The organism is Anaerohalosphaera lusitana, assembly GCF_002007645.1.
GTDB lineage: Bacteria > Planctomycetota > Phycisphaerae > Sedimentisphaerales > Anaerohalosphaeraceae > Anaerohalosphaera > Anaerohalosphaera lusitana.
The window spans coordinates 2,438,140-2,461,539 of sequence record NZ_CP019791.1 but is presented as its reverse complement, the minus strand read 5'-3'; the positions used below and the strand labels follow the sequence as shown (position 1 = coordinate 2,461,539).

Annotated in this window: 24 protein-coding genes and 1 tRNA gene; 5 read left to right on the top strand and 20 right to left on the bottom strand. The window is 50.4% G+C overall.

Going from position 1 to position 23,400, the window contains the following annotated elements:
- Positions 1-19 precede the first annotated feature (19 nt).
- The 14 genes from STSP2_RS10005 to argH form a co-directional block, all read right to left on the bottom strand.
- Entirely contained in the window at positions 20-556 is a 537-nt protein-coding gene (locus tag STSP2_RS10005; RefSeq protein ID WP_169853124.1) for a hypothetical protein, read from the bottom strand.
- A gap of 136 nt (positions 557-692) precedes the next feature.
- Positions 693-1,238: a type IV pilus inner membrane component PilO gene (locus STSP2_RS10000; RefSeq protein WP_169853123.1), complete on the bottom strand. Its 546-nt coding sequence runs from the start codon at positions 1,236-1,238 to the stop codon at positions 693-695.
- Positions 1,239-1,242: 4 nt separating this feature from the next.
- Positions 1,243-1,887: a PilN domain-containing protein gene (locus STSP2_RS09995; RefSeq protein WP_146662278.1), complete on the bottom strand. Its 645-nt coding sequence runs from the start codon at positions 1,885-1,887 to the stop codon at positions 1,243-1,245.
- Positions 1,874-2,983, bottom strand: a complete 1,110-nt coding sequence (gene pilM / locus STSP2_RS09990) for a pilus assembly protein PilM (RefSeq protein WP_146662276.1) — start codon at positions 2,981-2,983, stop codon at positions 1,874-1,876. Before pilM ends, STSP2_RS09995 begins: the two co-directional genes overlap by 14 nt.
- Positions 2,984-2,993: 10 nt before the next feature.
- A complete protein-coding gene (locus STSP2_RS09985) occupies positions 2,994-3,515 on the bottom strand; it encodes a GspH/FimT family pseudopilin (RefSeq protein ID WP_146664042.1) in 522 nt (173 codons plus the stop codon).
- A gap of 350 nt (positions 3,516-3,865) precedes the next feature.
- A complete protein-coding gene (locus tag STSP2_RS09980) occupies positions 3,866-5,053 on the bottom strand; it encodes a hypothetical protein (protein ID WP_146662274.1) in 1,188 nt (395 codons plus the stop codon).
- Complete coding sequence (locus STSP2_RS09975) at positions 5,053-5,646, bottom strand: PulJ/GspJ family protein (protein ID WP_146662272.1); 594 nt, start codon at positions 5,644-5,646, stop codon at positions 5,053-5,055. The genes STSP2_RS09980 and STSP2_RS09975 overlap by 1 nt, the downstream gene beginning before the upstream one ends.
- A 5-nt stretch (positions 5,647-5,651) precedes the next feature.
- Entirely contained in the window at positions 5,652-6,068 is a 417-nt protein-coding gene (locus STSP2_RS09970) for a prepilin-type N-terminal cleavage/methylation domain-containing protein (RefSeq protein WP_146662270.1), read from the bottom strand.
- Between the two features lie 18 nt (positions 6,069-6,086).
- A complete protein-coding gene (locus STSP2_RS09965; RefSeq protein ID WP_146662269.1) occupies positions 6,087-6,545 on the bottom strand; it encodes a type II secretion system protein in 459 nt (152 codons plus the stop codon).
- Between the two features lie 63 nt (positions 6,546-6,608).
- Positions 6,609-7,046, bottom strand: a complete 438-nt coding sequence (locus STSP2_RS09960) for a type II secretion system protein (protein ID WP_146662267.1) — start codon at positions 7,044-7,046, stop codon at positions 6,609-6,611.
- Positions 7,047-7,285: 239 nt separating this feature from the next.
- On the bottom strand, positions 7,286-7,711 hold the full coding sequence (locus tag STSP2_RS17900) for a type II secretion system protein (RefSeq protein ID WP_146662265.1): 426 nt from the start codon (positions 7,709-7,711) through the stop codon (positions 7,286-7,288).
- 522 nt (positions 7,712-8,233) lie between these two features.
- A complete protein-coding gene (gene tsaE, locus STSP2_RS09950; protein WP_146662263.1) occupies positions 8,234-8,752 on the bottom strand; it encodes a tRNA (adenosine(37)-N6)-threonylcarbamoyltransferase complex ATPase subunit type 1 TsaE in 519 nt (172 codons plus the stop codon).
- Entirely contained in the window at positions 8,727-9,647 is a 921-nt protein-coding gene (locus tag STSP2_RS09945; RefSeq protein WP_146662261.1) for a thiamine-phosphate kinase, read from the bottom strand. Before STSP2_RS09945 ends, tsaE begins: the two co-directional genes overlap by 26 nt.
- The gene (argH, locus tag STSP2_RS09940; protein ID WP_146662259.1) at positions 9,644-11,032 is read right to left on the bottom strand and encodes an argininosuccinate lyase; all 1,389 of its coding nucleotides are present in this window, start codon (positions 11,030-11,032) and stop codon (positions 9,644-9,646) included. Before argH ends, STSP2_RS09945 begins: the two co-directional genes overlap by 4 nt.
- A 215-nt stretch (positions 11,033-11,247) precedes the next feature.
- Between argH and STSP2_RS09935 the strand changes: the two genes are divergently transcribed.
- The 5 genes from STSP2_RS09935 (at position 11,248) to STSP2_RS09915 (ending at position 16,082) form a co-directional block, all read left to right on the top strand.
- On the top strand, positions 11,248-11,661 hold the full coding sequence (locus STSP2_RS09935; RefSeq protein WP_146662257.1) for a DUF1622 domain-containing protein: 414 nt from the start codon (positions 11,248-11,250) through the stop codon (positions 11,659-11,661).
- A gap of 476 nt (positions 11,662-12,137) precedes the next feature.
- Positions 12,138-13,268 (top strand): DUF308 domain-containing protein, encoded by a 1,131-nt coding sequence (locus STSP2_RS09930; RefSeq protein WP_146662255.1) that lies wholly within the window; start codon positions 12,138-12,140, stop codon positions 13,266-13,268.
- A gap of 95 nt (positions 13,269-13,363) precedes the next feature.
- Positions 13,364-13,933: a winged helix-turn-helix domain-containing protein gene (locus tag STSP2_RS09925; protein ID WP_146659670.1), complete on the top strand. Its 570-nt coding sequence runs from the start codon at positions 13,364-13,366 to the stop codon at positions 13,931-13,933.
- A gap of 112 nt (positions 13,934-14,045) precedes the next feature.
- Complete coding sequence (locus STSP2_RS09920) at positions 14,046-15,473, top strand: IS1182 family transposase (protein WP_146662253.1); 1,428 nt, start codon at positions 14,046-14,048, stop codon at positions 15,471-15,473.
- A 69-nt stretch (positions 15,474-15,542) separates the two neighbouring features.
- Positions 15,543-16,082, top strand: coding sequence for an IS630 family transposase (locus STSP2_RS09915; RefSeq protein ID WP_146662251.1), 540 nt, complete (start codon positions 15,543-15,545; stop codon positions 16,080-16,082).
- 263 nt (positions 16,083-16,345) lie between these two features.
- Here the strand turns inward: STSP2_RS09915 and STSP2_RS09910 are convergent.
- The 6 genes from STSP2_RS09910 to STSP2_RS09885 all read right to left on the bottom strand — a co-directional run bounded on the left by STSP2_RS09910 (position 16,346) and on the right by STSP2_RS09885 (position 23,341).
- A tRNA-Val gene (locus STSP2_RS09910) sits at positions 16,346-16,419 on the bottom strand.
- A 91-nt stretch (positions 16,420-16,510) separates the two neighbouring features.
- Positions 16,511-19,423 (bottom strand): LptA/OstA family protein, encoded by a 2,913-nt coding sequence (locus STSP2_RS09905; RefSeq protein ID WP_205847863.1) that lies wholly within the window; start codon positions 19,421-19,423, stop codon positions 16,511-16,513.
- A 15-nt stretch (positions 19,424-19,438) separates the two neighbouring features.
- Positions 19,439-19,948 (bottom strand): KdsC family phosphatase, encoded by a 510-nt coding sequence (locus tag STSP2_RS09900; protein WP_205847862.1) that lies wholly within the window; start codon positions 19,946-19,948, stop codon positions 19,439-19,441.
- Positions 19,949-19,972: 24 nt separating this feature from the next.
- On the bottom strand, positions 19,973-20,950 hold the full coding sequence (locus STSP2_RS09895) for a KpsF/GutQ family sugar-phosphate isomerase (RefSeq protein WP_205847861.1): 978 nt from the start codon (positions 20,948-20,950) through the stop codon (positions 19,973-19,975).
- A 149-nt stretch (positions 20,951-21,099) separates the two neighbouring features.
- Positions 21,100-22,629 (bottom strand): Rne/Rng family ribonuclease, encoded by a 1,530-nt coding sequence (locus tag STSP2_RS09890; protein ID WP_146662244.1) that lies wholly within the window; start codon positions 22,627-22,629, stop codon positions 21,100-21,102.
- 52 nt (positions 22,630-22,681) lie between these two features.
- Entirely contained in the window at positions 22,682-23,341 is a 660-nt protein-coding gene (locus tag STSP2_RS09885) for a TIGR03936 family radical SAM-associated protein (RefSeq protein ID WP_146662242.1), read from the bottom strand.
- Positions 23,342-23,400 lie beyond the last annotated feature (59 nt).

Sequence of the window (23,400 nt, the reverse complement as noted above, 5' to 3'; positions counted from 1 at the left end):
GACTTCCCCTTTTTAGAAATTACTCAAGTCCATCAGGCTGCGACATTCCGATTGCCACTTCAAATTCATTCCATTTAACAATAACCTTCGATCTTGAGATATCCGCAACTGTGAACCCATACTCCTTGCCGTCGTATGAAATCAAAAATGTTGAGCCTTCAGTCACGATATTATTCCCAATGAATGCTTCACTTTCAGTACCATCCTGGCCTACAATTATCGCCTCGACCTTTATCGTCTCAGCCATTTTTTCGACCAGTCTTCGCTGTCGCTCCTGAGCACTCGGCTCCTTCACGGTCACAGCGACATCTTTGGCTTCGCCGTTTGTTTCCGGCTCAAGCCAGCTTCTCGGCCCGAACAAGTCGTTCTCCAGCCGATCATGGCGGCCGCCCTCAAACGGAAGCTGCACATATGATATTTCTATCTGGTTCTCACTATTTTGCTGTTCTTCAAGTTCTGCCATAGCCTGGGCCTGTGCCTTCTCAGGACCTTCGTCGCTAAAGAATAAAACTCTCGCCCACATGAATCCCATGACCGCCAACAGACCAAAGGCCATAACCATCTTCTTATGGTCCCTGTGTTTCCGCGATCTTGCGGGTTTTTTATTCAGATGTATCGCCTGCTGATTCATATGCATTACTCAAAACATAGGAAACAAAAGCATGGGGTGGTTATAAGAAAAACCCCTTAGCTCAAGTAGTTTTGCTCCTACGATAGAATATCTTGGCGTTGGCGGTCATTTTCAGTTTGCCATCGGAATCCTTGTCTTCCGATATTTCCAGTCTGTCGACTCGGATCAAACGCTCGAGTTCTTCCAATGATCGAAAGAACGCATAAATCTGGCCCAGATCACCGGTGCATTCGATGCTCAGGGGTATACATACCAGCTCATCCTTACCCTTCACTTCCACGCCGGGCTGGATCAACTGATCGGTCAACCCCTCTTCGTTCATTACCTCTGCAAGCTGTTCCCAGACTTGAGCAAAGCGTCTTTCCGTGGGTATTTTCGCTTCGAAATCGCCTACCGCAGCAGCCAGCTCTCTTTTTTCTCGGACGGTAGAAGGTATTCGCTCGATCTGCGATTTCACCTTGCCGTTCTCATCGTGCACGCTTGCCTTGGTCGTCTTCAAACGCATGGTCTGCCGGGCAAGAGGAGCATAGATCGCTGCACCGAATATACCAAGTATTCCCAGAGCGACGGCAATGATCAAAAGCTGTTGTCTTTCGCACATTTGCATATGATCATTCCCCTTCCACGTAATCTGCCACATGACAGACGATCTCAAATTCAGTAACGGGGTTTTCGTTTATAACCTTGTTGCGTGAAAACCCGGGCATTACGTTGAAGAAATATTGTGACCGCTCCAACCTGCTTATCAAGTTCGCAACATCAGAGGGTGCAACTGCGACACCCTTGAGAATAACCTTGAGCTTTCGCTCGTTGCTCAGGTCCTTCCTGGCTTTTTCTGTATTGCCGACCAGTCGAACCTTATCCGCTCCCCCGTCCGACTTTCTCTTGATCTCCTTGGCCTCTATCACCAGGTCCTTCAGGACCACATCTTCATCGATCAGATAACTCAGTTCAGAAAGTGCAGCACTGTATCTTGTCTTTTGTTTCAGTTTTTCTATCACTTCCATCTGAGATCTGAGCTTTCGAAGTTCCTCTTCAAAATTTGAATATTTGGCTGCTATGGGCGCATTGTTCTTCAGCGAACGCTGCATGATCCGCACCTGGCCCTTGCTTACGGAAACCGAGTAAGTCCCAGCAAGGCTCCATATCATCAGAACGAAGAATAGAACTCCGAGGGCAAAATATTGCCGTCGGTAGTTAACCTTCTTCTTGCGTCCTGTGGTGTACCATTTTGGCAGAAAATCAATTTCTTGCATATTTCTGACTTCCTATTGCAAGACTGTCGCGGCCCTTGATACCGGCACCTATCGCCACGGCCCATTCACACATCGAGCCGTCACCGGACATCGTGAGATCAGTCTTTTCTATATCAAATCCTCTCAGAGGATGAGCCACTTCCACGTCTACACCAAGGCGACGCTTCAATGCATTTACCAGTGTCTGCTCATATGCTTCTCCACCGGACAACAGTGCTTCGTCGGGACTGTGCCCCCTGAATGTCACGGCGTAGTAACGCATACACATGGAAATTTCTCTGGCGAGCTCTTCGTTCACATCCCTCATCGCATCGATCAGGGCGCGTCGCGTAGAGGAATTTATTGAATCGTTGCCGCATTGTAATTTTCGTCGAAGCTCGATCGACCTGTTTATATCCACCTCCAGGCAACGCGAAACTGCTTCGTTCAACAGGTTGCCGCCCATGGGTATCTGTTTGATAAAGCTGAGTCCATTCTCACCGCCTGCGATAACCGTCGTATATTTGCTTCCCAGATCAATGTAGAATCTGTTTTTCTCACGGTCCGCCTGCCTTCTGAGGGACCTTCTTACGCTTCTCAGTATGGAACAGGGCACGGCATCGAGCCCTACGGGAACAAGGCCGGACTCCTCCAGCAGATCGATATGGCTGTCTATTGTTTCTTTTCCCACGCCAAAACAGATTACTTCGCTTTTTACATCATCACCCTGCATGACACGTCCAGCCAGTAAATGGCGTATTTCATCCTTATCAGCATCAAGGCCAAGCCTGGCAGCTAACTGTCTATTGATGTCATCCGTCTCATCATCTTCCCCGATCGTTACTCGCATACTTTTGTTCTTGACGGATCCGTTAGGCAGACATGAGATGACGTCCTTGCCCTGAAATCCTCCGCGCGAAAGCATCTCTTTGATCGCACAAACTGCAAAGTCACGTTTGAGTTCATTATCATTGCGTATATCAGGGGTAAGGTCCACCTGCTCAGCAGCAATGATCCTTTCTCCGCTGCCGCAGCCTCCAATCTGGATCATCTTTATGGAACTGCTCCCGATATCCAGCCCTATTGGGAATGCCTTTTTCCTGAACAGACTAACCACACCAATACCTCTATTGAATCGTTACGTACCCGGTTACAGGTTCAACACTTATTGTCATCGTCAGCTCATCCGCCGACAGAACCACCTGACCGCTGTTCAACGCTGTTCCGTCGCCATTGAAGGGACTGCCCAGATAGTTGAAAGTCAGCGTCTGCGTATCATCGAAATTCGCGGTCGATATACTGACTCGATCCAGGTCGGACCCGCTCGAAAGCTGGGTCGTATAATTTCCGCCCCTCACGGGATGGGTAATCGTGTTGCCGGAATCATCTTCTATGCTGTATGATTCAGAGGCAGCATCAAATACTATCGAATAATTCTTCTGCCTGCTGATGGCCATGCTCTTGGCGTATTCAATATCCGCAGCCAGGACGTTTCCAGCAGACTTAATCTGACTGGTTGCCGCAGAACCCATCATGGGAACCGCTATCACAGCCGCGACGGAGATAATGACGACAACCATCAGGATTTCCATCAGCGTAAAGCCGCCCGATCTGCAAGTCGTCAGATCTATTCTTCTATCAATAACCATAATTCATATCCTTTTCGTACCAGCGTGATAAGACACGTCCGAATTCTGTTTCGACATCACCCAGTCAACCCTTAACCACAAAAGCCTGGTTTAGGTTTCATTGTCGGTCATTTACAAATCCTTACATCGCGAAGCAACACTTTCATGTTTTCAAAACCCTCAGTTTTCACAATATCAGCGGTCAAGCCCGTCTCAGGCACTCAAAAAGCCCGGCGCACTCCTGATAAGCCTTACGACCGATACACACGCCATATACATAAATCACGGTGGTATCATTGAAATGAAATGAGGCCTGCACGTCCTTTTGCAGCAATGAAACTCGCACTGCAACAGTTATAGGACATTCACGCTCACGGCATCGGGCGTGATATCGCCTCAAAAACCGCTCCTCCTACCGGGCTCCAAAGCCGCGAATTTTCGGTGCTGCTCCATATTTCTACCGAAGCCGCTACGGGATCCGCAGTTACCGTAACACTACTGCCAGAGCCCCAAAGGTTTTTAATGCCATCACTTAGCAGATACATCGCCCCGTCTACCTGGAACTGGACATTTGTTTTACCCAGCATATCGATGTGATCCGCGACTTGAACCAGACCATTTATTGCTATGCTCTGATCGGACCCTTCAATATGTATTTCGTCACCCACAATAAGAGCAGGCATATTCTTGACAGGATCTATAGTAAAACTGCATCCGCTCGAAATACGCAAATTACTCGAAACAACAATGGTTCCCTGGATCGTGCCTACAATGTCAGTCAACGCCAGATCACCGCTGCAATAATAAACTTTTGCTGGATTATTCATCCCAGCCGAAGCAAAACTGCCCGTGTAAGAATTTGCAATTGAAGTCACACTGTACGCCCCGCCGCCGTCATAGTAGTAAGACATCTGGTAGTCGCTGCTTGAAAGGCCGGGCAGGTCCAGAGGGTCGGCTTCGTATTCATGTTCACTGCCGTTGAGTGTGCCTGTTCCGTAGATTTGCCCTGCAGCATAAGCATCGCCATTGACCGTTCCATCAAGTCGGCAGTCGGACCACACGTAAGTGCTGCCGTTAATAGTCATAGCAGTAGATATTGTCTGTGAGTCATGCTGCCAATACGCTATCACTGGATGCAGCCGTAAACGCCCTTGCACATTACTTCGCCCCACCTTGTCACTGCCGTTAAGTCGATAGGCCTCGCTTGTGATGTCGTACACATACTCATAAGCTGCAGTCGTCGCATCCCGCGTAACAGTAACGTCGTAGTAATCGTCCCCGGACTCGATCTGCAGCCCGGTACCGCCCGTCCAGTAATCCAAAACAGACGTATCGACCGTCTGAGGGTTGCTAAGCAACGCTTTGGCATGTTCAAGGCCGGACTGCGCGACAGAATCCATCTGTGTCCGGACAATGAAATTCGATCCGCTTGCCAGTTCGCTGTCCGCTTTGCTTAGAAAACCGATAGAAAGCACGGTCGCAGCCATAACCACAAAGAGCACCACCAGAAGTGCGGCACCTTTTTCATTCGTTCGATTTTGGCGGATCAATTTCACCATCAGTTAATCAGCCCTTCTGTATCGATCAAATGAGCACCGGAACCTGCAAGCGTCTCACATATCTGGTATTTACAACTGCCCGCTCCATCATCCATATTGAAGGTTATGCTTACGAATTCATCTCCGACAAGTTCGAACCATACACTGCTGCAATCCGTGATCAGATCGGTAGTCCGGGCCTTGTTCTCGCTTTTCATCAGACTCTTGAAATTGCCTGATTTTACAGAAGAAACCGTAGCTGCTCGATTATCGTCAGGAAAATCCACCAGCGATATCCGCGCACCATCGGAACTGGTTTCGATATAAATCACCTCGTCAGCATTGATCCCGCCGTCGGCATTGCTGTCGCCTGTCCACAGTGCAACATTATAATCCAATCGCCAGGCTGCGATACTGTCACGAATAAGCGAACTGATACGCAAACTGGAATGCCGCAGATGAGCCTGTCTCTTGCCCATCTCGTCCATGTGCGTATTGGCGGTAGACATAGCGTGAGCGATCGTCGCGATCGCACCGAATATGATCGAGCTGACCATGAGACTGACCAGCAGCTCCATCATCGTAAAACCGGATTGTCTGCTTGTCCTGTTCATGTTATCTATGGCCCAAAGAGACGCTTAAGTGCCACAAGCTCTTCGCCGTCATGACTTACGCTCACAGTCACCCACAGCATGTCCACCTTACCGACAGTGGCCGTGCTGCAGTTGACACTTCTGCTGAATCCTTCATATGCAGGGCCGCTCAACAAGTCGCCGTCATATTCCGTCAATGCTCCCGAGCTTTCACTTAAGCCATCAAACGTCGACGAGATCGAATCGAAATCCGTCGCAGCAACCTCTGCCATCAAATCGTTCGCCAGCTTCGCCGCCATCGTCAGCCTTGCGCCTTCCATCTGGACGTTCGCTCCGCTCGATAACGGCAGCGCAACGCCGGCAGCCACCATAGCGAGCACTACAGTGGCCATCATTGATTCCATCAGCGTAAAGCCGTTTCTGTTTTTATTTGACGGATTCATGTTCTACATCTTCAAATCTCACCAGTTTATATGATCAGCACTGTCGCAGGCACGGAAATCACCGTTGGCAGCGTTCAGCCACCAGCCCGTACCTTCGGCACCTGTAGGTACCGCGCCGTCGCTGTTCACTATCGTTATATCGTCCTGTTTGGCGGCATCGTTAAGCAGCATATTCTTGGGCATGTCGTGCATATAAGGACCGTAGCCCTGCGCATCGGTGCTCAAGATGGCTGCCTTAAAATCGGCTTGAGTTATATTGCCGCCAATTGTACTCTGGCCGGGCAGAAGATCGTCGTGCTGCGTCTTATAAAGCTGTATCTGCATCCTTACCGTTTGCAGATTGCTCTTTAGATTGGTTTCGTGAGCATCTTCACTGGCCTGACCAAGACCGGGCAGTACGATCCCTGCGAGTATGCCAAGGATCACAACCACGATCAGTATCTCGACGAGCGTAAAACCGCTCTTTTTGTTATACATGTCATATCCCCCGGAAAGGCTTCATACCTTTCCAATGCGTTCTGCACTCAATTGCAACCGCATCTAGTAAGCCGCATGAATTCGGCTGTTATCGGCCCTGAACTCACCTGTCTTGAAGTCGAAGAACCACCCGGCTCCACCGATAGTTCCCTTGGAGCCGTCACCGATCTTCACTTCGTTCGAGCCGTTGAATGGATTCTCAGGCATTTCGTTCAGGTAAGGCATTGTGGAACTTGTCGATTCGGTCAATGCCTGCACAAAATCATCGCTTCGTATTCCACAGCCATGCTTCAACTGGCCTGGCAGCAGACCGTTGTGTTCTGCCTTGTACCGTTCGATCTGGCTACGTACGAGCTCGAGCCTGTCCACCAGGTTCGTCAGCTTGGCTTCCGCGCTCGCCTTGGTAAAGGCAGGTCCTACGATAGCACCAATGATGCAGATCACAAGACCGACAATTAAAACTTCCGGGATACTGATTCCTTTTCCATTCCTTCTCATCATAATTCTCTCTCACAAGAACTAATCGCTTTACTTCATCAGCAACGCTGACGAGACTAACAAGCGGCCTGTCAAGGCAGCTCACAATAATCCTGCATCAATACATCGGGCATCTGAAAGTGGAGTTTAACTTACCGAACCCGAAATCCACACAGTTTCGGTAATTTATGTATAGACAAAAAGAAAGCTGGCCAGTCCCCCCGGACCCGACCAGCTTTCGATTGCATTAGATCTTAAGTGATTTAGAAGGTTGAATGGGCAGTGCCATCATCAAGTGTGCCAGTATCATTTGCATAAACAATACCTTCAGTTGTATTCAGATACCAGTCACTGCTGCCATCTCCAGGAGCACCGGCTAAACCTGTATTATCACCTTGAGTAATAGTATTGCCACCTGTAAAAGGATTGTTGGGCACTGACTGCAGATATTCAGGGCACATTGCACCTTCGAAATTTGCCAGTGTATCTGCAGGGGGCAGATTGTCACTATTCTGAACTTTGTACAAAGCAATCTGCGACCTCATCGTCTGGAGGTTACTTCTCAGACTCGAAAGCTTTGCATCAGAACTTGCCTGACTGAACTGAGGAATGACGATTGCTGCCAGGATACCCAGAATAACTACAACGATCAGAATTTCTACCAGTGTAAAACCTTTTCTAGCTCTCATAATGTTCTCCCTTTTTCTTTTCGATCGAACTCGATCATTATCTCTCGTTACTTTTTACTTTTCTTGTTTTGATTTGAACCACTCAAATCTAATGCTTGAATTTTGCCGATACTTTCCACTCTCGTCTGCCATGCTCTTCTCACAAAGCTGGGTTTTCCGGCCGAAGGAGACATCAGTCCCTCGCTCGGGGTTTCGCCCCGGAGTATCATTAAGACGGCCCTCTTTGCCAGCTGGCTTGAAGGCATGGCTATTTATCTGATAATCGGGTAACTCTTCCGACCGGCGTCAGCTTCGCAACAGGTATTCAAACTTTTCTTTGCGGTGACTGCCGGCTGCCCTTCCGAGCTCCCCGCCATGCAGGATTATTTAGTTTCCAATGATCAAACTTGAACCACACAAAACATAAGAAATAAAAAACGCCCGTGCCAAATGCACGAGCGTCAATTTTTTGCTTCTATTCAGTTTTATTTGGCATTGCAGCAGCAAGGACCGATAAGTCTGCCCCTGGCAGTCAGCTATCAGTTATTCTGCCGTCAGTACCTCATACAAATAGCCGGGAAGATTCTTCAAAATAATTTTACGCTCACTCTCTCCCTCATGCTCAAGCCTGGCTTCCACGTAATCCAGGCCCTCCAGATAGCTCTCAACCTTGTCCGCCCACTCGATCATAACCACGCTGTCCGGATAGCACAGCTCATCGAAGCCAAGCATCTCAAACTCTTTGACGCTTTCCAGCCGATACGCATCTATATGATACGCGTCCAGCCGAACGCCCTCTCCTATATATTCGTTAACCAGCACGAACGTCGGACTGTTCACACCCGTATCCTCGGCCCCCAGCCCGCGAGCGATACCTTTAATAAGATGCGTCTTGCCCGTCCCGAGATTACCCACAAAGCATATCACTTCCCCGCCCCGCAGGCTTTCACCTATCTTCGCACCGATTTCCATCGTCTCACTAGGCCCATGCGTCACAATTTCGAATGTCTTCTTTTCTTCCATTTCGTAAATACTCTTATAAATGATCGTATCCTTTAACATCCAAGACTTCGCGGTCCCGGCCGCGCTGCAGCTCGATCCTGCCCGAATCCGTGATGAGGCCAACGCGCGTAATTCCCGCTTTTATCGATTGCTCCCCTGCCAACGTCTCATAATCCTCCGCCGACACCGTGAAGAGCAGCTCAAAATCCTCGCCATCATATAGTGCCGCCTCAAGCGGATCGTTCCCCTCCTTAGCTGCGTGAGTCATCGGCACCCTCTCCGCCTCGATGATCGCGCCAACCCCGCTCGCGGCACATATCCTGCTGAGGTCCTTAACAAGCCCGTCCGTCACATCCATCATCGCGTGCACATCCGCCGCCCGCGCGATCTCGATCGCTTCCTCCACCCGCGGCACGAACGTCAAATGCTTGCCCGCGATCGAGCCGCCAAGCTCTCCCGTCACGCATACCGCATCGCCAACCTTCGCGCCGGACCGCTTTACAGGCTCCACGCAGTCGACGCATTCACTGAGCATTGTAACGTTTATGACGAATCTGCCGGCATTGTCCCGCCACGCGGTAATATCGCCGCCGATCAGCGTACAGTCGAACATATCGCCCGCACGCACGATGCCCGCGTGCAGCTCCTTTAGCTTGTCCTCGCCGAACCCTGTCGGCAGCGCGACCGCGACCACCGCACAGACAGGCCTGGTCGCCATCGCTGCACAATCGCTCAGGCTCGCCGCCATCGCCTTATACCCGACCTGCTCCGCGCCTGCGCTCGCGAGGTCGAAATGCACACCGTCCAGCAGCATATCCGTCGTCACCAGCACCGAGCCCCCGCCCATGTTCACCTGCGCCATGTCGTCGCCGATTCCTATCGGAAACCGCTCCTCCCTCGCCCGGCTCTGCTGCGCGAACCACGAAGTGACCTTGTCCTCGCCCTGCCCGCTCACTGCCCGAACTCCTGCCGCCAGAACGCGACCTGCTCCTCGACCTGCTTGGTACCCGCGGACCCCGCAGAGGCGTACTGTTTTACCACGTTCGTCGCACCGAGGTTGTCATACACATCCTTCTCTATCACATCGCACGCATCCGTGAAGGTCTCCAAAGGCAGATCCGCCAGCTTCGCGAGACCCTGCTTTTCGCATTCCGCAACCAGTCCACCGACGATGCCGTGCGCCTTGCGGAAAGGCACACCCTTTCGAACCAGGTACTCCGCCAGACAGGTCGCATCCAGGAATCCCTTGTCCAGCCCTGCCGCGATGTCCGCCGTCTTGAACTGGGTATTCGACACGATCGCCGTCGCTATGTCCAGCGACGCCCGCAGAACGTCGGCAGCACTGAAGATGTGCAGCTTGTCCTCCTGCATATCTCGATTGTACGTGGATGGCTGGCTCTTGAGCATCATCAGCATCGCACTGAGCGAGCCGAAGATGTTGCCCGTCTTGCCCCGCATCAGCTCCAGCATATCCGGGTTGCGTTTCTGCGGCATCATGCTCGACGAAGTGCAATACTTGTCATCGATCCGCACGAAATCGAACTCGCTGGACGAGTAGATAATGAAATCCTCAGCGAACCGTGACAGATGCACCGCCGCCAGCGAACACGCAAACGTAAATTCTGCGCAGAAATCCCGGTCGCTCATGCCGTCCATGCTGTTTCGCATCACGCCTTCAAACCCCAGCAGCTCAGCCGTCATCGCCCTGTCCAGCGGTATCGTACTGCCCGCGACCGCACCGCTTCCCAATGGTGACACGTTAACACGTTTGCGACAATCGCCGAGCCGCTGATAATCCCGCTCCAGCATTTCGACGAAACTCAGCAGATACGCCCCTATCGCTATCGGCTGGGCCCGCTGCAAATGCGTATAGGCCGGCATCATGTCCTTCGTATATTTGCTCGCCAGCTCCACGAACGCCCCCTGCAGATCGCGAACCTTGCTGCGCAGTATGTCGATCTCCTCACGCATCCACAGCCGCATATCCGTCGCGATCTGATCGTTCCTGCTCCGCCCGGTGTGCAGCTTCCTGCCCGGATCACCGATCTTCTCGGTCAGCGCCGCCTCCACCGCCATATGAATATCTTCCTGCAGGACGTTGAACTCGAACTGCCCCGCCTCGATCTCGTCCTGAATCTGGGCCAGCCCGCCTTTTATCGCATCGAGCTCATCGGCCGTCAGAAAACCCTTCGCACACAGCATCTGCGCATGCGCGATCGATCCCTGAATATCATATTTATACAGCCTGCGGTCATACGACAGCGATTCCACATAATTCACCGCCAACTGATCAACCTCGCCGCTAAGCCGCTTTTCCCAGCTTTTCTCGCCTTTTGCCATTATTAAAACTCCAAGAAGTTACGCTCCAGATATATCTGCACCAACTGCCAGATAATACGCCCAACCTGTTACACTGTCAAGCAAACCCAGCCGAGTTGCATTGGTCGCAAAAGCATCAGTTGACAAATCTAATCCAGTAATTTAATATTGAGACAGGTTTAGGCAGCAACTTCGGCAAGTCTTTGCCTTGAAGAACGTGCACATAGGGAGGAATTATGGAAAATTTGCACAATTGGCTGCAGGCTGCAAATGCGGTAATCGTGATTATCTGCCAGTTTCTCGCCATGGTGGTGATCATGGTAGGGATCGCCAAGGCAACCCGTATCTATTTCGCGGATGTCCTGACTCCCGGCCGATCCGAAGCCGCGGTCAAGCAGGGACGCCTGGAACTGGGCTACTCGTTCAGCCTCGCTCTGGGTTTTCTGATCGGTGCTAGCATTCTGAAGACGACTCTGGCACCGACTTGGGCGGATATCGGTCAGCTCGCAGCCATTATCGCGATACGAACCATCCTCAACTACTTCCTACTGCATGATATCGCAACACAGAGCCGGGAGGGCCAGCAACTGGAACTCTGGTCGCTCTTCCACCGAGGCAAACACAAAGATAAACCGTCCGAAAATGAATAGCGGATTGCCTGACCGCCACCACTCGCCAAAAGGATTACCAAACAAGCAGACATCAAGCCGAAAACGAATAGATAATCCCCGTAAATCGTATTTCACATGCTTTATGCACTGAACAGTATACTTGAACCAGTGACCTTCTGGTTATAACCGCTTACCATGCAAACCTCTAGCATGTCCCCGGTTTCCTGCATGTACTCTAACATGTACAAAAAATCCCAACGGCATACACATAGTTGGACCTGCATTAGCTAAAAAATCAATGGTTTGGACAACAAAGCAGTCTTGCTGGTCTTAACAGATTTTGAAGTTCACGGTAACCGGTAAATGCTAACCTTTACCAGACAGCAATTGCCGACACTGGCAACCCAGTTATTAACTCGCTAGAAAGCATCTAAATTTATTTAAAAAGCTTGTCATCAGTCCGATGTCTGTTTATATTATGACTGTGGGGGAATTCAATTTAGAGGAGACAGAAAATGATTGAATTTGAATGCAATAAGTGCGGCAAGCAACTTCGAGTAAAAGATGAATCTGCTGGCAAAAAAGGCAAATGCCCGAGATGTCGCTGCATCTTAGAAGTCCCAGCTCCAGATTTTGACGAGTTAATTGATGAATCTCCCGTGCAAAGACCGGTTGAAGAAAGGTTTCCAGTCACACATAAAGACGCGACAGGTAATGCTGTAGTTCGGCAGAAACCTCATGAAAGTGGCCACTCACCAAATGCTCCTTCCGTTAACGTAAACATGCCCAAACGAACATCAAGCTTAGGGGTTGTTTCGCTTATTATGGGCATCTTGGCATTCTTAATTTGTTGGATTCCACTACTAGGTCTTCTAAGCATTCCAGTAAGTTCGCTGGGCGTCCTTTTTGCTGTAATCGGTTTTCTTATAGCGATTTTCCGTAAGGGCTCAGGCATTGGATGGCCAATTGGTGGAGGAGTTGTATCTGCGCTTGCATTAATTATTGCATTTACCCAAGTAGCTGTAATCGGTGGAGCTGCAGAAGCTATTGACGAAGCTGCTGCCAAAGCGGATCAAACCAAACAAGAAGTTGTGACTAGCAGTGGTTCGGGAAATTCTACAAGTAATAACAGCGAAGAAGCAAACGTGACGAACACAAACAACTCTGAGGAAGCAGAAGAATGGGTTTCTGCAAAGTATCCAGTGCGGCAGGGAGATATGCAACTGCAGGTAAAAGGGGCAGTAAAAGGAAAAGTGCCGCTCATAGATAGTTTCGATGAAAGCCAGGGTTCTTCGCGAGATGATCTTCTAGCAATTTACTTAGAACTAATAAACGGTAGCCAGAGCAAAAAAATTGAATATCAAAGCTGGCAGGGTCAGGATATTTCTTTTTCTCGGGACTATGCAACTCTCGAAGATAATTTTGGAAATAGATACAAACGGATTAGCTTCGGTTTTGGAACTGAAATTGTAGGTAATGCAAAGTCAGACTCAATTTACCCTGGCAAGTCACTGATTGATGTACTTGTTTTTGAATTGCCTGTGGACACTGCAGAACATCTAAAATTGGAATTACCGGCAGACAATTTTGGCGGCGAAGGGATGCTCCGACTACAGATTCCCCAAGACATGATTCAAAACAGGTAATACGCATTGTGAAAATTTTTCGCGCGCCACGGTTTTAGACTTGCGCCATCGCTAATGATGTGTCATAATTCCTAAAAAATGAAAGGAAATATGGCATGCACATCAGTGAGATCAAGTACGGTGACCTGCAAAAGTTAAAAGAAAAAGCTCGAATTGAAACCAATGCAAAGCAGCGAGATCGATATCGGGTGGTAGCCCTGGCATTGGAGGGATGGCAAACAAAAGCGATCATGACAAAACTTGATCGCAGCAAAAACTTCGTTCAGCGATGGTGTTATTTCTACCGTGATGGCGGCATTGAGGCTATCGCACCAAAACGTCAAAGCGGCAGGCCCACAAAACTGCCACGCAAAAAAGAGCCTGAGTTGATCAAGCGAATTCAAGATGGACCAACCGATTCAGACGGTGGTGTATGTGTGCTGCGCGGCAGAGACATAAGACGGATTCTTGAAAGAGAATTTGGCGTAAAATATTCGCTCTTCGGCGTCTATGATCTAATGCATAGATTGGGGCTTTCATGTCTAAAACCAAGGCCTAAGCACCGAAAGAACGATCCGGAAAAAATGCAGCAGTGGTTGGAGCAAGCCCCCTTTTTGTCCAAAAAGTCCGAACAGAAAACCCCGAAAAGAAAATTGAGATCTGGTTCCAGGACGAAGTGCGAATAGGCCAGCAAGGAACACTGACCGATGAGACTGTGTCGCAATTCTCGTTGATTGATCTTGCGGTTTTATTGTGATGGCGCTAAAATTCATTCGTGGTTCGAATGAAAGGTTTTTTATGGCATATCGTTATGGTGATCGCTACCAGCGGAGTCTATTTCCGCAGAGTATCGACGATTATGTGCCAGCCGATTCTCCGGTGCGGGCATACGATGCATTCCTCGACTCGCTGGATTTTGATGAGCTGGGCATCGAGATAAACACCGGCAAGGTCGGCTGTCCGCAGTACGACCCGGTGAGCATGCTCAAGCTTCTGCTGTACGGCTATAGCTACGGCGTCCGCAGCAGCCGCAAGTTGGAACGTGAAGCGAATTATAATATATCGTTCATCTGGCTGACCGGCGGGCTCAAGCCGGACCATAAAACGATCGCTGAGTTCAGACGCAAGAACAGAGGCGCATTAAAAAAGGTTCTGCGTCAGTGTGCCCGTCTTTGTATAAAGCTGGACCTTATAAAAGGCAACACATTATTCATAGACGGTACGAAGGTCCGGGCGAACGCCTCGAATAAGAATACCTGGACGAAGGAAAAGTGCCAACGTCGCTTAAAAAGTATCGACAAACGCATCAAGCAGATACTGTCGGAATGCGAGACAGTCGACCGCAAGGAGGTGAATCAGGGTTCGTGGATAAAGATGGACGAGGAGCTGAGCGATCAGAAGAAACTGCGGTCGAAGGTCGAAAGTATAATGGAGCAAATACAGGCAGAGGACAGTAAATCGACCAATATGACCGATCCTGACTGCAAGATGATGCACAGCATACAGGGCAGTCATTCGAGCTATAACGTGCAATCAGCGGTGGATGACGAGAACGGCCTGATCGTCAACAGCGATGTGGTATCGGACAATCACGACTATAAGCAGTTCGCCGATCAGGTGGACAAAGCCAATGATACACTGGATAATGATTGCGAGACAGCCTGTGCGGATGCGGGCTATTCAAGCGTGGATGAGCTTGAGAAGATCGACGAAAAAGGGATCGAGGTGGTTGTTCCTTCAAAGAAGCAGGCAGAGAAGAAGAAGAAAGACGATAATCCGTTCGACAGATCGAAGTTTGAATATGATAAAAAGAACGATTGTTTTATATGTCCCGAGGGACATGTTTTAAAATACAGCTATACTAATAAGACTAAAAAAGCGAAAGTTTATAGAGGCGGAGCGGCATGTAGAAAATGCCGTCACTTCGGCAAGTGTACGGATCAGCAACGGGGCCGAAGCGTCTCCCGTCTGCTCAACGCGGATGTGCAGGAGAAGCTGGAGGCGAGGTATGAACAGCCGCGGGCGCAGGAGGTTTACAAGCGTCGCAAGCAGAAGGTGGAGCTGCCGTTCGGACATATAAAGCGGAACCTGAAGGTCGACAGCTTCCTGCTTCGAGGGCTTGAAGGCGTCAGAGCTGAGGCATCTTTGCTGGCTAGCTGTTTCAATGTTGCGCGGATGATGAGTCTGCTGGGTGTCGAAGGGCTGATCAGCACGCTGGCGAAGTAGTAAAATGGCCGCTTACTGCTGCGCTATTACAAAATCGCAGCCAAATGCGGCCAAATGAACGAATGAAAAATGGAAACATCAGCGATTCTCGGACAGAGACGCAGAAACAGCAGAAAAGCTAAAACTGACAGCAGTAGCGACACAGTCTCCGATGTTTGGGCTCCAAAAGGATCCAGGCCTACAGCAGTAAAGCAGACCGAGTATGATTGGGTATATATTTTTGGAGCTGTCAATCCTGTCAATGGCAAATCGTCGGCTGTGATTACTCCGACTGTTAACACTGATTATATGAATCACCACCTGAGATTTATAAGCGAGGAGGCAGGCAAAGATGTACATGTGGTTCTGGTTCTTGATCAGGCTGGTTGGCATATCGCTAAACAGTTGGTTGTGCCGAAGAATATCAGCCTGCTTCACCTGCCTGCATACAGTCCGGAATTGAATCCGATAGAACGTCTTTGGGCCTATATGAAGAGTCACTACTTGAGCAACCGCGTTTACAAAAATTATGAGGAAATATTCAACGCAGGAACAGTTGCATGGAACAATATAACCTCAGAAATGTTCTGCTCAATATGCAATACTGAATGGATTAAGCATGAGAATTAATCACAATGCGTATAATGCAATATCTGTGCACTCTCAAAGATCAACTTTGAATTGTCAGAGGTTTTGCTGGGCGTTTAGGGCTTGGGGGGCGCGGATAACTTGGCGAACAATTCGCGAAGTATGGGGGCATTTCTGGGGCTGACAATTCCGGAGACCGCTGCTACAAGCACACAAATTTTCAAGAATTCAAAATACACCCCGAAAATCGGCCCTGAGACACTAAAAAAGCCCGATTGTCCTTAGTTGACAATCAGGCTTCTTATTGGGCGGTACTGGACTTGAACCAGTGACCTTCTGGTTGTCGACCAGATGCTCTAGCCAACTGAGCTAACCGCCCGATTTCAAAGAGTCATTAGTATCTATATTTCATGCCCGAAATCAAGGGCAAATAACACATTTTTTGCCGGGCGAGTGCGAATTTTGCCCTCTTACTGCCCTTCCGGGCGGCTTGCATCGATCGAGCCGGGTGTAAACGAAATACTTGTGTCCACCTCACCCGTTTCAAGGTCATATTTCACTCGCGGCACGCGTGCTCCGTTCGCAAAACACGGATTGTCCTCACTGCCGTCGAAGACCATATAGCCTTCTGCCGTGTCGTAAACAAGCTCACTGCCGGCGAACACGTTCCCGTCAGCTTCTTCGTAGTAAACACCTCCCAGGGCCAGAAGTCTGGACAGGTCAAACTTGTTCTGATTGACTGGGCTGGGTTTGAACTGTACACGCACCTCGCTCGCCGAAGCAAGGGTCCGCGGACCGGGCTTGCCGTCGGTAACGGGAATATAGCCGATATTGACCTGCTCATCGCCGCCATCCGCGATTACACGGGCATCATCGATGAACCATTCGAGTTTTTCAAACCCTGATATGCTGGCAAAGCACGGCCCGCTCAGATCAGGGCCACCAGATGAGTCGGCCTCTTGATCCTTCGCAGCAACCGGAGCATTGGAGTTATCCACTTCGATCTCGCCCGGCCCCTCAGCAAGGACGATTTCTTCAGTCGCATCATAATGGAAGCTGTCGCAATTGAGCCTGATGTGGCTGAGCTTTTGCTCTTGCTGGGACCTGATCGATTCCAGCCGAACGCTTTCGCCTGTCACATCGACTGTTCGAACGATTGCATCAGACTGTGCCTGCTCATCAGGATCGAAAGCCACCTCGAGCCTGTCGCCGTAAACGCTGCTCTCCTGCAGAACGCCGTCAGCCGTTTTCTCGCTTTTCGCGACTACGTCCCCATTGAACTCAGCCGATCCAGCCGCAAAATATTTTGCGTCTTTGCTGGAGGTGATGATGATCGGAATAGGCTCTGCAACCGCTTCCGCCTGTTCGTCGGCGGGCATGAAGAAATGACATTCTACAGGACCGGAAGCAACCGCATTTCCGTTGACTATATCATAATCCAGTTTAGAAGAAATAATCTTTGCGGGCTCGGAATCTTCCTCGGGTATCATTTCCAAAACAGGCTCACCAGAACTCGTCAAAGATACAGCATACGGATCCCCCAGGTCATCGATCTCGAAGAAAATGCTGGCGTATTCGCAGCTCAGCCGACCATTAGGATCGGAGAAAGTGACCGACCTGGAAAGATCCGCCCGCTCGATACTGCTGTCAGCATCGAAGATAAAGTCAGCATTCTCTGCGGACATGATCGAATCGTCTTTTTCGGTGGTCGCGGCAACTCCGCCGGTTATCTTTGCCGAAGCCAGAAGCATATCTGCCTCAGAATCGTCCCCAGCATCAATAAACGCAAGATCCATAGTATCATCGAACTCAAGCGTTGCACCGTTCGACTGGCCAGACTCATCCTCTGTCCCTGCTTGCCACAGACGTCCCGGTCCGGTTATGGTTGCGGTATTATCGTTTCTTCTATATTTGACCATGCCTTCGGTATGCAAACCGGCGGCCGCACCTGCCATCGTGAGAGTTGCGTATTTCTCCGAAGGACCGGCTGTGAGGTCCAGAACATCCTCGTCAATGTCGTAGGCGATCTGTCCGCATGTCGCTATGGTTTCGCCCTGCTTATCTCCTTCACTAGCCAACTCGCTGACCCTAACGGGCTCACCGGTAAGCACCAGCAGACGATCATCCGAAACGGGTTTTTGATCGACGGGCAATTTATCGATGGGTGTAACCACCACACCGCCGCTGCAGGTTATCAGGATATCTTCAGATGCAGAGTGCTGAGCGGACGCGACTACCTGCCCGCCATTATCTGTCGGCTTTTCGTCTGTAACGTGATTAGCTGTTTCAGTTCCGCTTTTTATGTCAGCCGGGTTCTTCGTTATGATCTTAGAGTCGCTGGATTCTTCAACGACAGCACCACCCGCATCATCTTCAGCATCAACGGATTGCTGGTTGCCAGCAGAATCTAACATTGCCAGATTAACGATCTTCATCTCATTGGCATTGCTCACCTTGAGCCGGTCGCCGTAACGAACATTAACATCTTTAAGGAATCGGCAAAGATAGCTCGTTGCGTCCTGCTTCGATTTCTGCTCGGGTTCCTCAGAGACATTGGCATGCTTGTCATTCGTTTTACCTGCTGCTGTTTCGCTGCCGGACTTTCCAGTTTCCACCCGAGCCGCCACAGGTTCTTTTACTTGTTCATCAGCTTGCTTTACCTGCTCGTCCCCGGCATCTGCAACCTGCTGCTCCTGCGAAGATTCGTCACCGCTCCCTGCCTCGGCAGGCCGCGATATACGAAGATAGTCCAGGTCACGGATCCGCAGATCCTCTATGCGAGCTTGCCTGGCGTTATAGATAAGAACCATGCCGTGACCAGCCATCTCACCCTGGCTCGACACGATCTTCACGGGACCATCCGTTGAAAACTCCGAACGTTCACTGTAGTAATCCAGCACATCGAGATAAACGGTTGTCTCGGGCATCGAACTGCCCGGCTTCGGCGTAATCTTGATCTGCACGTTCCCCGATAACTGAGCGTCTCCCGGCGTCGGTCGGCCCGCTATTGTCTCCAGCTCAACGTTACCCCGCTCCGCATCGATATTACAGGTGAATTTGTCGCCGAAAACCTGCATATAGGGACTAACGACACGCCATCGATCCTTGCCCTCGGCCGGGTTGCGAATCTCCTGGTAGCCAAAGATCCTTGCTATATCGCCGGTCACGTCGTCTCGCCTGACAAAACGTGAAAGCTCGATGGGAGCGACTTTAACATCACCGATCTGCCCGGACTGGTTGTCAAAATCCGGCACCTCGATCTCTTCATCGCCTGTGGTCGCAGTCGGATCGATCTGGGGAGTTCCCGTCAGCCGTGTCAGTGCCAGAAACACAAGCACAACAGCCGCGAATGTCAGCCCGAATATGAAAAGTTTTCTGAGCATATCCATATTTACGCCTCAGACAAGATACCGCTGCATAAGTTCGTCCCAGTGTCCGGTGCTCTTCAGGACCAGTTCTATTACTTCACGCACCGCGCCCCTGCCGCCCGGCTTGTCGGTGACGTAATCAGCATGTTCTTTTAATTCGTTGACAGCGTTGGCAACTGCAACACCGAAGGCGGCCCTGCGAACCAGCGGCAGATCCAGCAGGTCATCACCCATGTAAACGACCTCGTCCGCATTCATGTCCATATCGTCGAGCAGCTTTTCAAATGCGGGAAGCTTCTTCTTACAGCCCTGCTGCACATGCTCTATACCGAGCTGCTCAGCACGCACGGTTGTAGCGTTGGAAGCTCTGCCGCTGATAAGTGCGGTTCTGAAGCCCGCCCGCTGCCACATCTTGATCCCATGGCCGTCAACCAGACTGAAAAACTTACTTTCCGATCCGTCTTCATGTATAACGACGGTGCCCTCGGTAAGCACGCCGTCCACATCCATTACGAGCATCTTTATGTTTGAAAAATCCACGTAGGCTCCATTCGATCTTAGTTATTATCTTGCGATCTTTATCGCGACAATGTCCTGCACGTCGATCAGGCCGATCGGACGATCATTTTCGTCAACCACAGGGAGCTCGTCGATCCGATATTTGTGGAAGATCGCCATCGCTTCAGCCGCCAGTGTCTCGGCGGTAACCCTCTTGCAGTCCGGCGTCATTATTTCCGTACAGCCCTTTGCGAAAAGCTCGCCGTCAAATTTCGCCATCGCCCTTCGCAGATCTGCATCCGTTATAATCCCCGCGAGCTGGCCCTTGTCATTCACCACCATTACGGCACCACGACGCTTGACCCCTTCGAGCCTTTTGAACATATCATCGATCGTATCCGATGTCTGTGCAAGCGGCAGTTTTTCGCCAGGCTTGAACATCATCGACTGACCGACGGTGATCAGATTCGCGCCTATAGCACCGCCCGGATGGAACCGAGCATAATCTTCGGTTGAGAATTCGCGTGCCTTCATGATCGTAAACGCAAGCGCGTCGCCCAAAGCGAGCATGCACGTCGTAGAAACACTCGGTGCGATACCCAGCGGACAGGCCTCGACCTGCTTGCCCATCGCGAGCACGACATCACTGTGTTTTGCGAGACTCGACTTGGGATTGCCTGTTATCGAGATCAGCTTTATTTCGCGCTGTTTGAGAGGCTCGATTATACGAACTATCTCTTCGCTTTCGCCGCTGTGACTGAGTGCGAGAACCACATCATTTGCCTGCACACGCCCCAGATCTCCATGGATCCCCTCGGCCGGATGCAGAAAGTGGCTCGGCGTTCCGGTCGATGCAAGCGTCGCACTGATCTTATTTCCAATGATGCCGGCCTTGCCCATGCCGCTGACGATCACAGAACCTGTGCAATTGCACATTAGATCGACAGCCTTTTCAAAGCTGCCGTCAATAATCCTGGCCAGCGAACCAACCGCTTTCGCTTCGTCTTCTATAACTGTCCGTGCAAAATCAAGATCGTACTGCACTTTGATACCCAATCCGTTAAAGTTAGATTTCATCCTGTAAAAGTCGCGCCATTATCCTATCTGAAGAACAAATAGTCAACAGGAACAGCGATGTGAATTTCTTCGACCCGCGAGCCCGGAAATGCGACCACCGGCTTCAATCGACCTGATCAGCCCATGAACTGGACCTTGCTCCCGCGTTCATTGAAACAATCGATCTTGAAGTCGTCACCCAGCACATTTGGATCCCCTTTAATAAGGATCTGCTTATCGCTTTGCGTCTCGATCTGAGTGATCGCGGCACGGTTTTCGTTGAGCATGAAGCTGGCAACATCGGGCTCGACAAGCATTTCGATACGCTTGATATCACCACGCGCAACCGCAAGGTTGAGGGTCCGCATAAGTTCGAGCGACTGAGACTCCAGGTTTTTGATTATTCCCTTGCCTCCGCATCGCGGGCATTTCAAGTAGGTAGTCGATTGCAATGAGGGCCGCATCCGCTGCCTTGTGACCTCGATCAGACCAAAAGCACTCATACGCAGTGCCTTCGACCGGGCCCGGTCGCTCTTTAGCTCATCGCGAAATATCTGCTCGACCTGCCGCTTGTTCTTGCGATCACGCATGTCGATGAAATCGCACACGATCAAGCCGCCCAGGTCGCGTAATTTGAGCTGGCGTACAATTTCCTTCGCCGCCTCCATGTTGGTCTTGTGTGCGGTCGCTTCGGCGTTCTCATGCTTGCGGTATCGCCCGCTGTTAACGTCTATAGCGACCAGCGCCTCAGTCTGCTCGATAACCAGCGAGCCGCCGCAGTTCAGCTCGACACGGCTCGACTGAATGTTCGTTATCTCCTGCTCGATCCCATACTTGTGGAACAACGGCGTCTTGCCGTCATAGTATATCACGCGGCGCTTCAGTCTCGGCTGAATGATGCTGAGAAAATCCCGCGCTTTCTTTGAGACAATCTCGCTGTCACACACGATCTTGCTGATACTGCTCGTAAACACGTCCCGAATGGTTCTGATGACAAGATCGGATTCCTTATATATCTCGGCCGGCGCCTTTGAGGTTTCCATCTTTTTGCGGATGGCCTTCCACAAACGCGTGAGATAATTTACGTCGTTACGCAATGAACGCTTGGTCGCTCCGATAGCGGCTGTACGAATAATAAAGCCGAAATCCTTGGGAAGCTCCAGGCTGTCGATGATTTTCTTGAGCCGCTTTCGCTCATCCTCATCCTCGATCTTCTGCGAAACTCCAACCTTGCTCATACCGGGCATCATAACTATATGTTTGCCTGGCAAGGACAGATACGTTGTCAGTGTAGGCCCCTTCGTTCCGATGCCCTCTTTGGTAACCTGTACGATCAGCTCCTGGCCCTTTTTGAGACATCTCTGTATCGGCGGGCGTTTGCTGAGTGACTGACGACGACCGATCTTTTCGGATTTGTCGGCTTTGCCGGACAGGTATTTCGGATGCACGTCACTAATGTGCAAAAAACCATTCTTCGCCAGGCCAAAATCAATAAAAGCGGCCTGGATACTGGGTTCGATATTTACGATCTTTCCTTTGTACATATTGCCAACATGGCTGACCAGGCTGGCGCGTTCGATGTATAGTTCATCGAGTTTTTTGTTATCTACTACTGCGACACGGCATTCTTCGCCCTGCACAGAGTTAATTAGCATTTCTTTTGACATTTTTCAAAGTCCGTATTTTTCAATGTGATCATTATAGTTATTAACATCCCCCTCATATATCCCACACTACATTCGTGCGGGTAATCGGACCTGCCAGACGTGTCATATCAACGCCAAGCAGGGTTAAAAGTTCATCTACGCGCACCGACCCGGCATCCGTGATCAGCGTTTCGATGCATATCTCACCACCTCTGTTCTCGATCCGTGCAATGAACTGAGAAACATCCTTCTGAACAGTTCGTCCTTTCTTGCTCCGACGGATCACCACTACCGGCTCACCCTTACGCAGTTTGGCCTCCAAAAGAGCGACCGCATCGACGAATTCCCTGTCCTCCATCAGTTTTCCTGCAGGAATTACGTAGGTGGCTGCTGAAGCGTGCGGAGAAATGCGCCCCTCCCGTATTTCTATTTCAAGCAGATCCGCTCCGGCAGGCAGTTCCCGGGCTAAATCTTCGGCAATAAGCCTTTCATCGGGCTCGGCAGCATCGAGCCCAACGCAGGCCAGGTCTCTTTCGCACGCAGTACCGACACTTCTGGGCAAGGGAAGTGAAAGGCGGGGACGAGGATTGAATCCCTGGCTGAATTTAACGGGAATGTCAGCTCTTATAAGCGCACGTTCTATCATTGTCGCGCCCTCTCGGTGCGACAGAAATCTCAGGCTTCCCCCAACCCGAAACCAGATTAACAAAGTTTTATTTTCCGTTGCTGTCATGTGATCAATGCGTTCGTCACTCCTGCGGACAAAACTGCCGTCTTATAAGTCCGGCATCT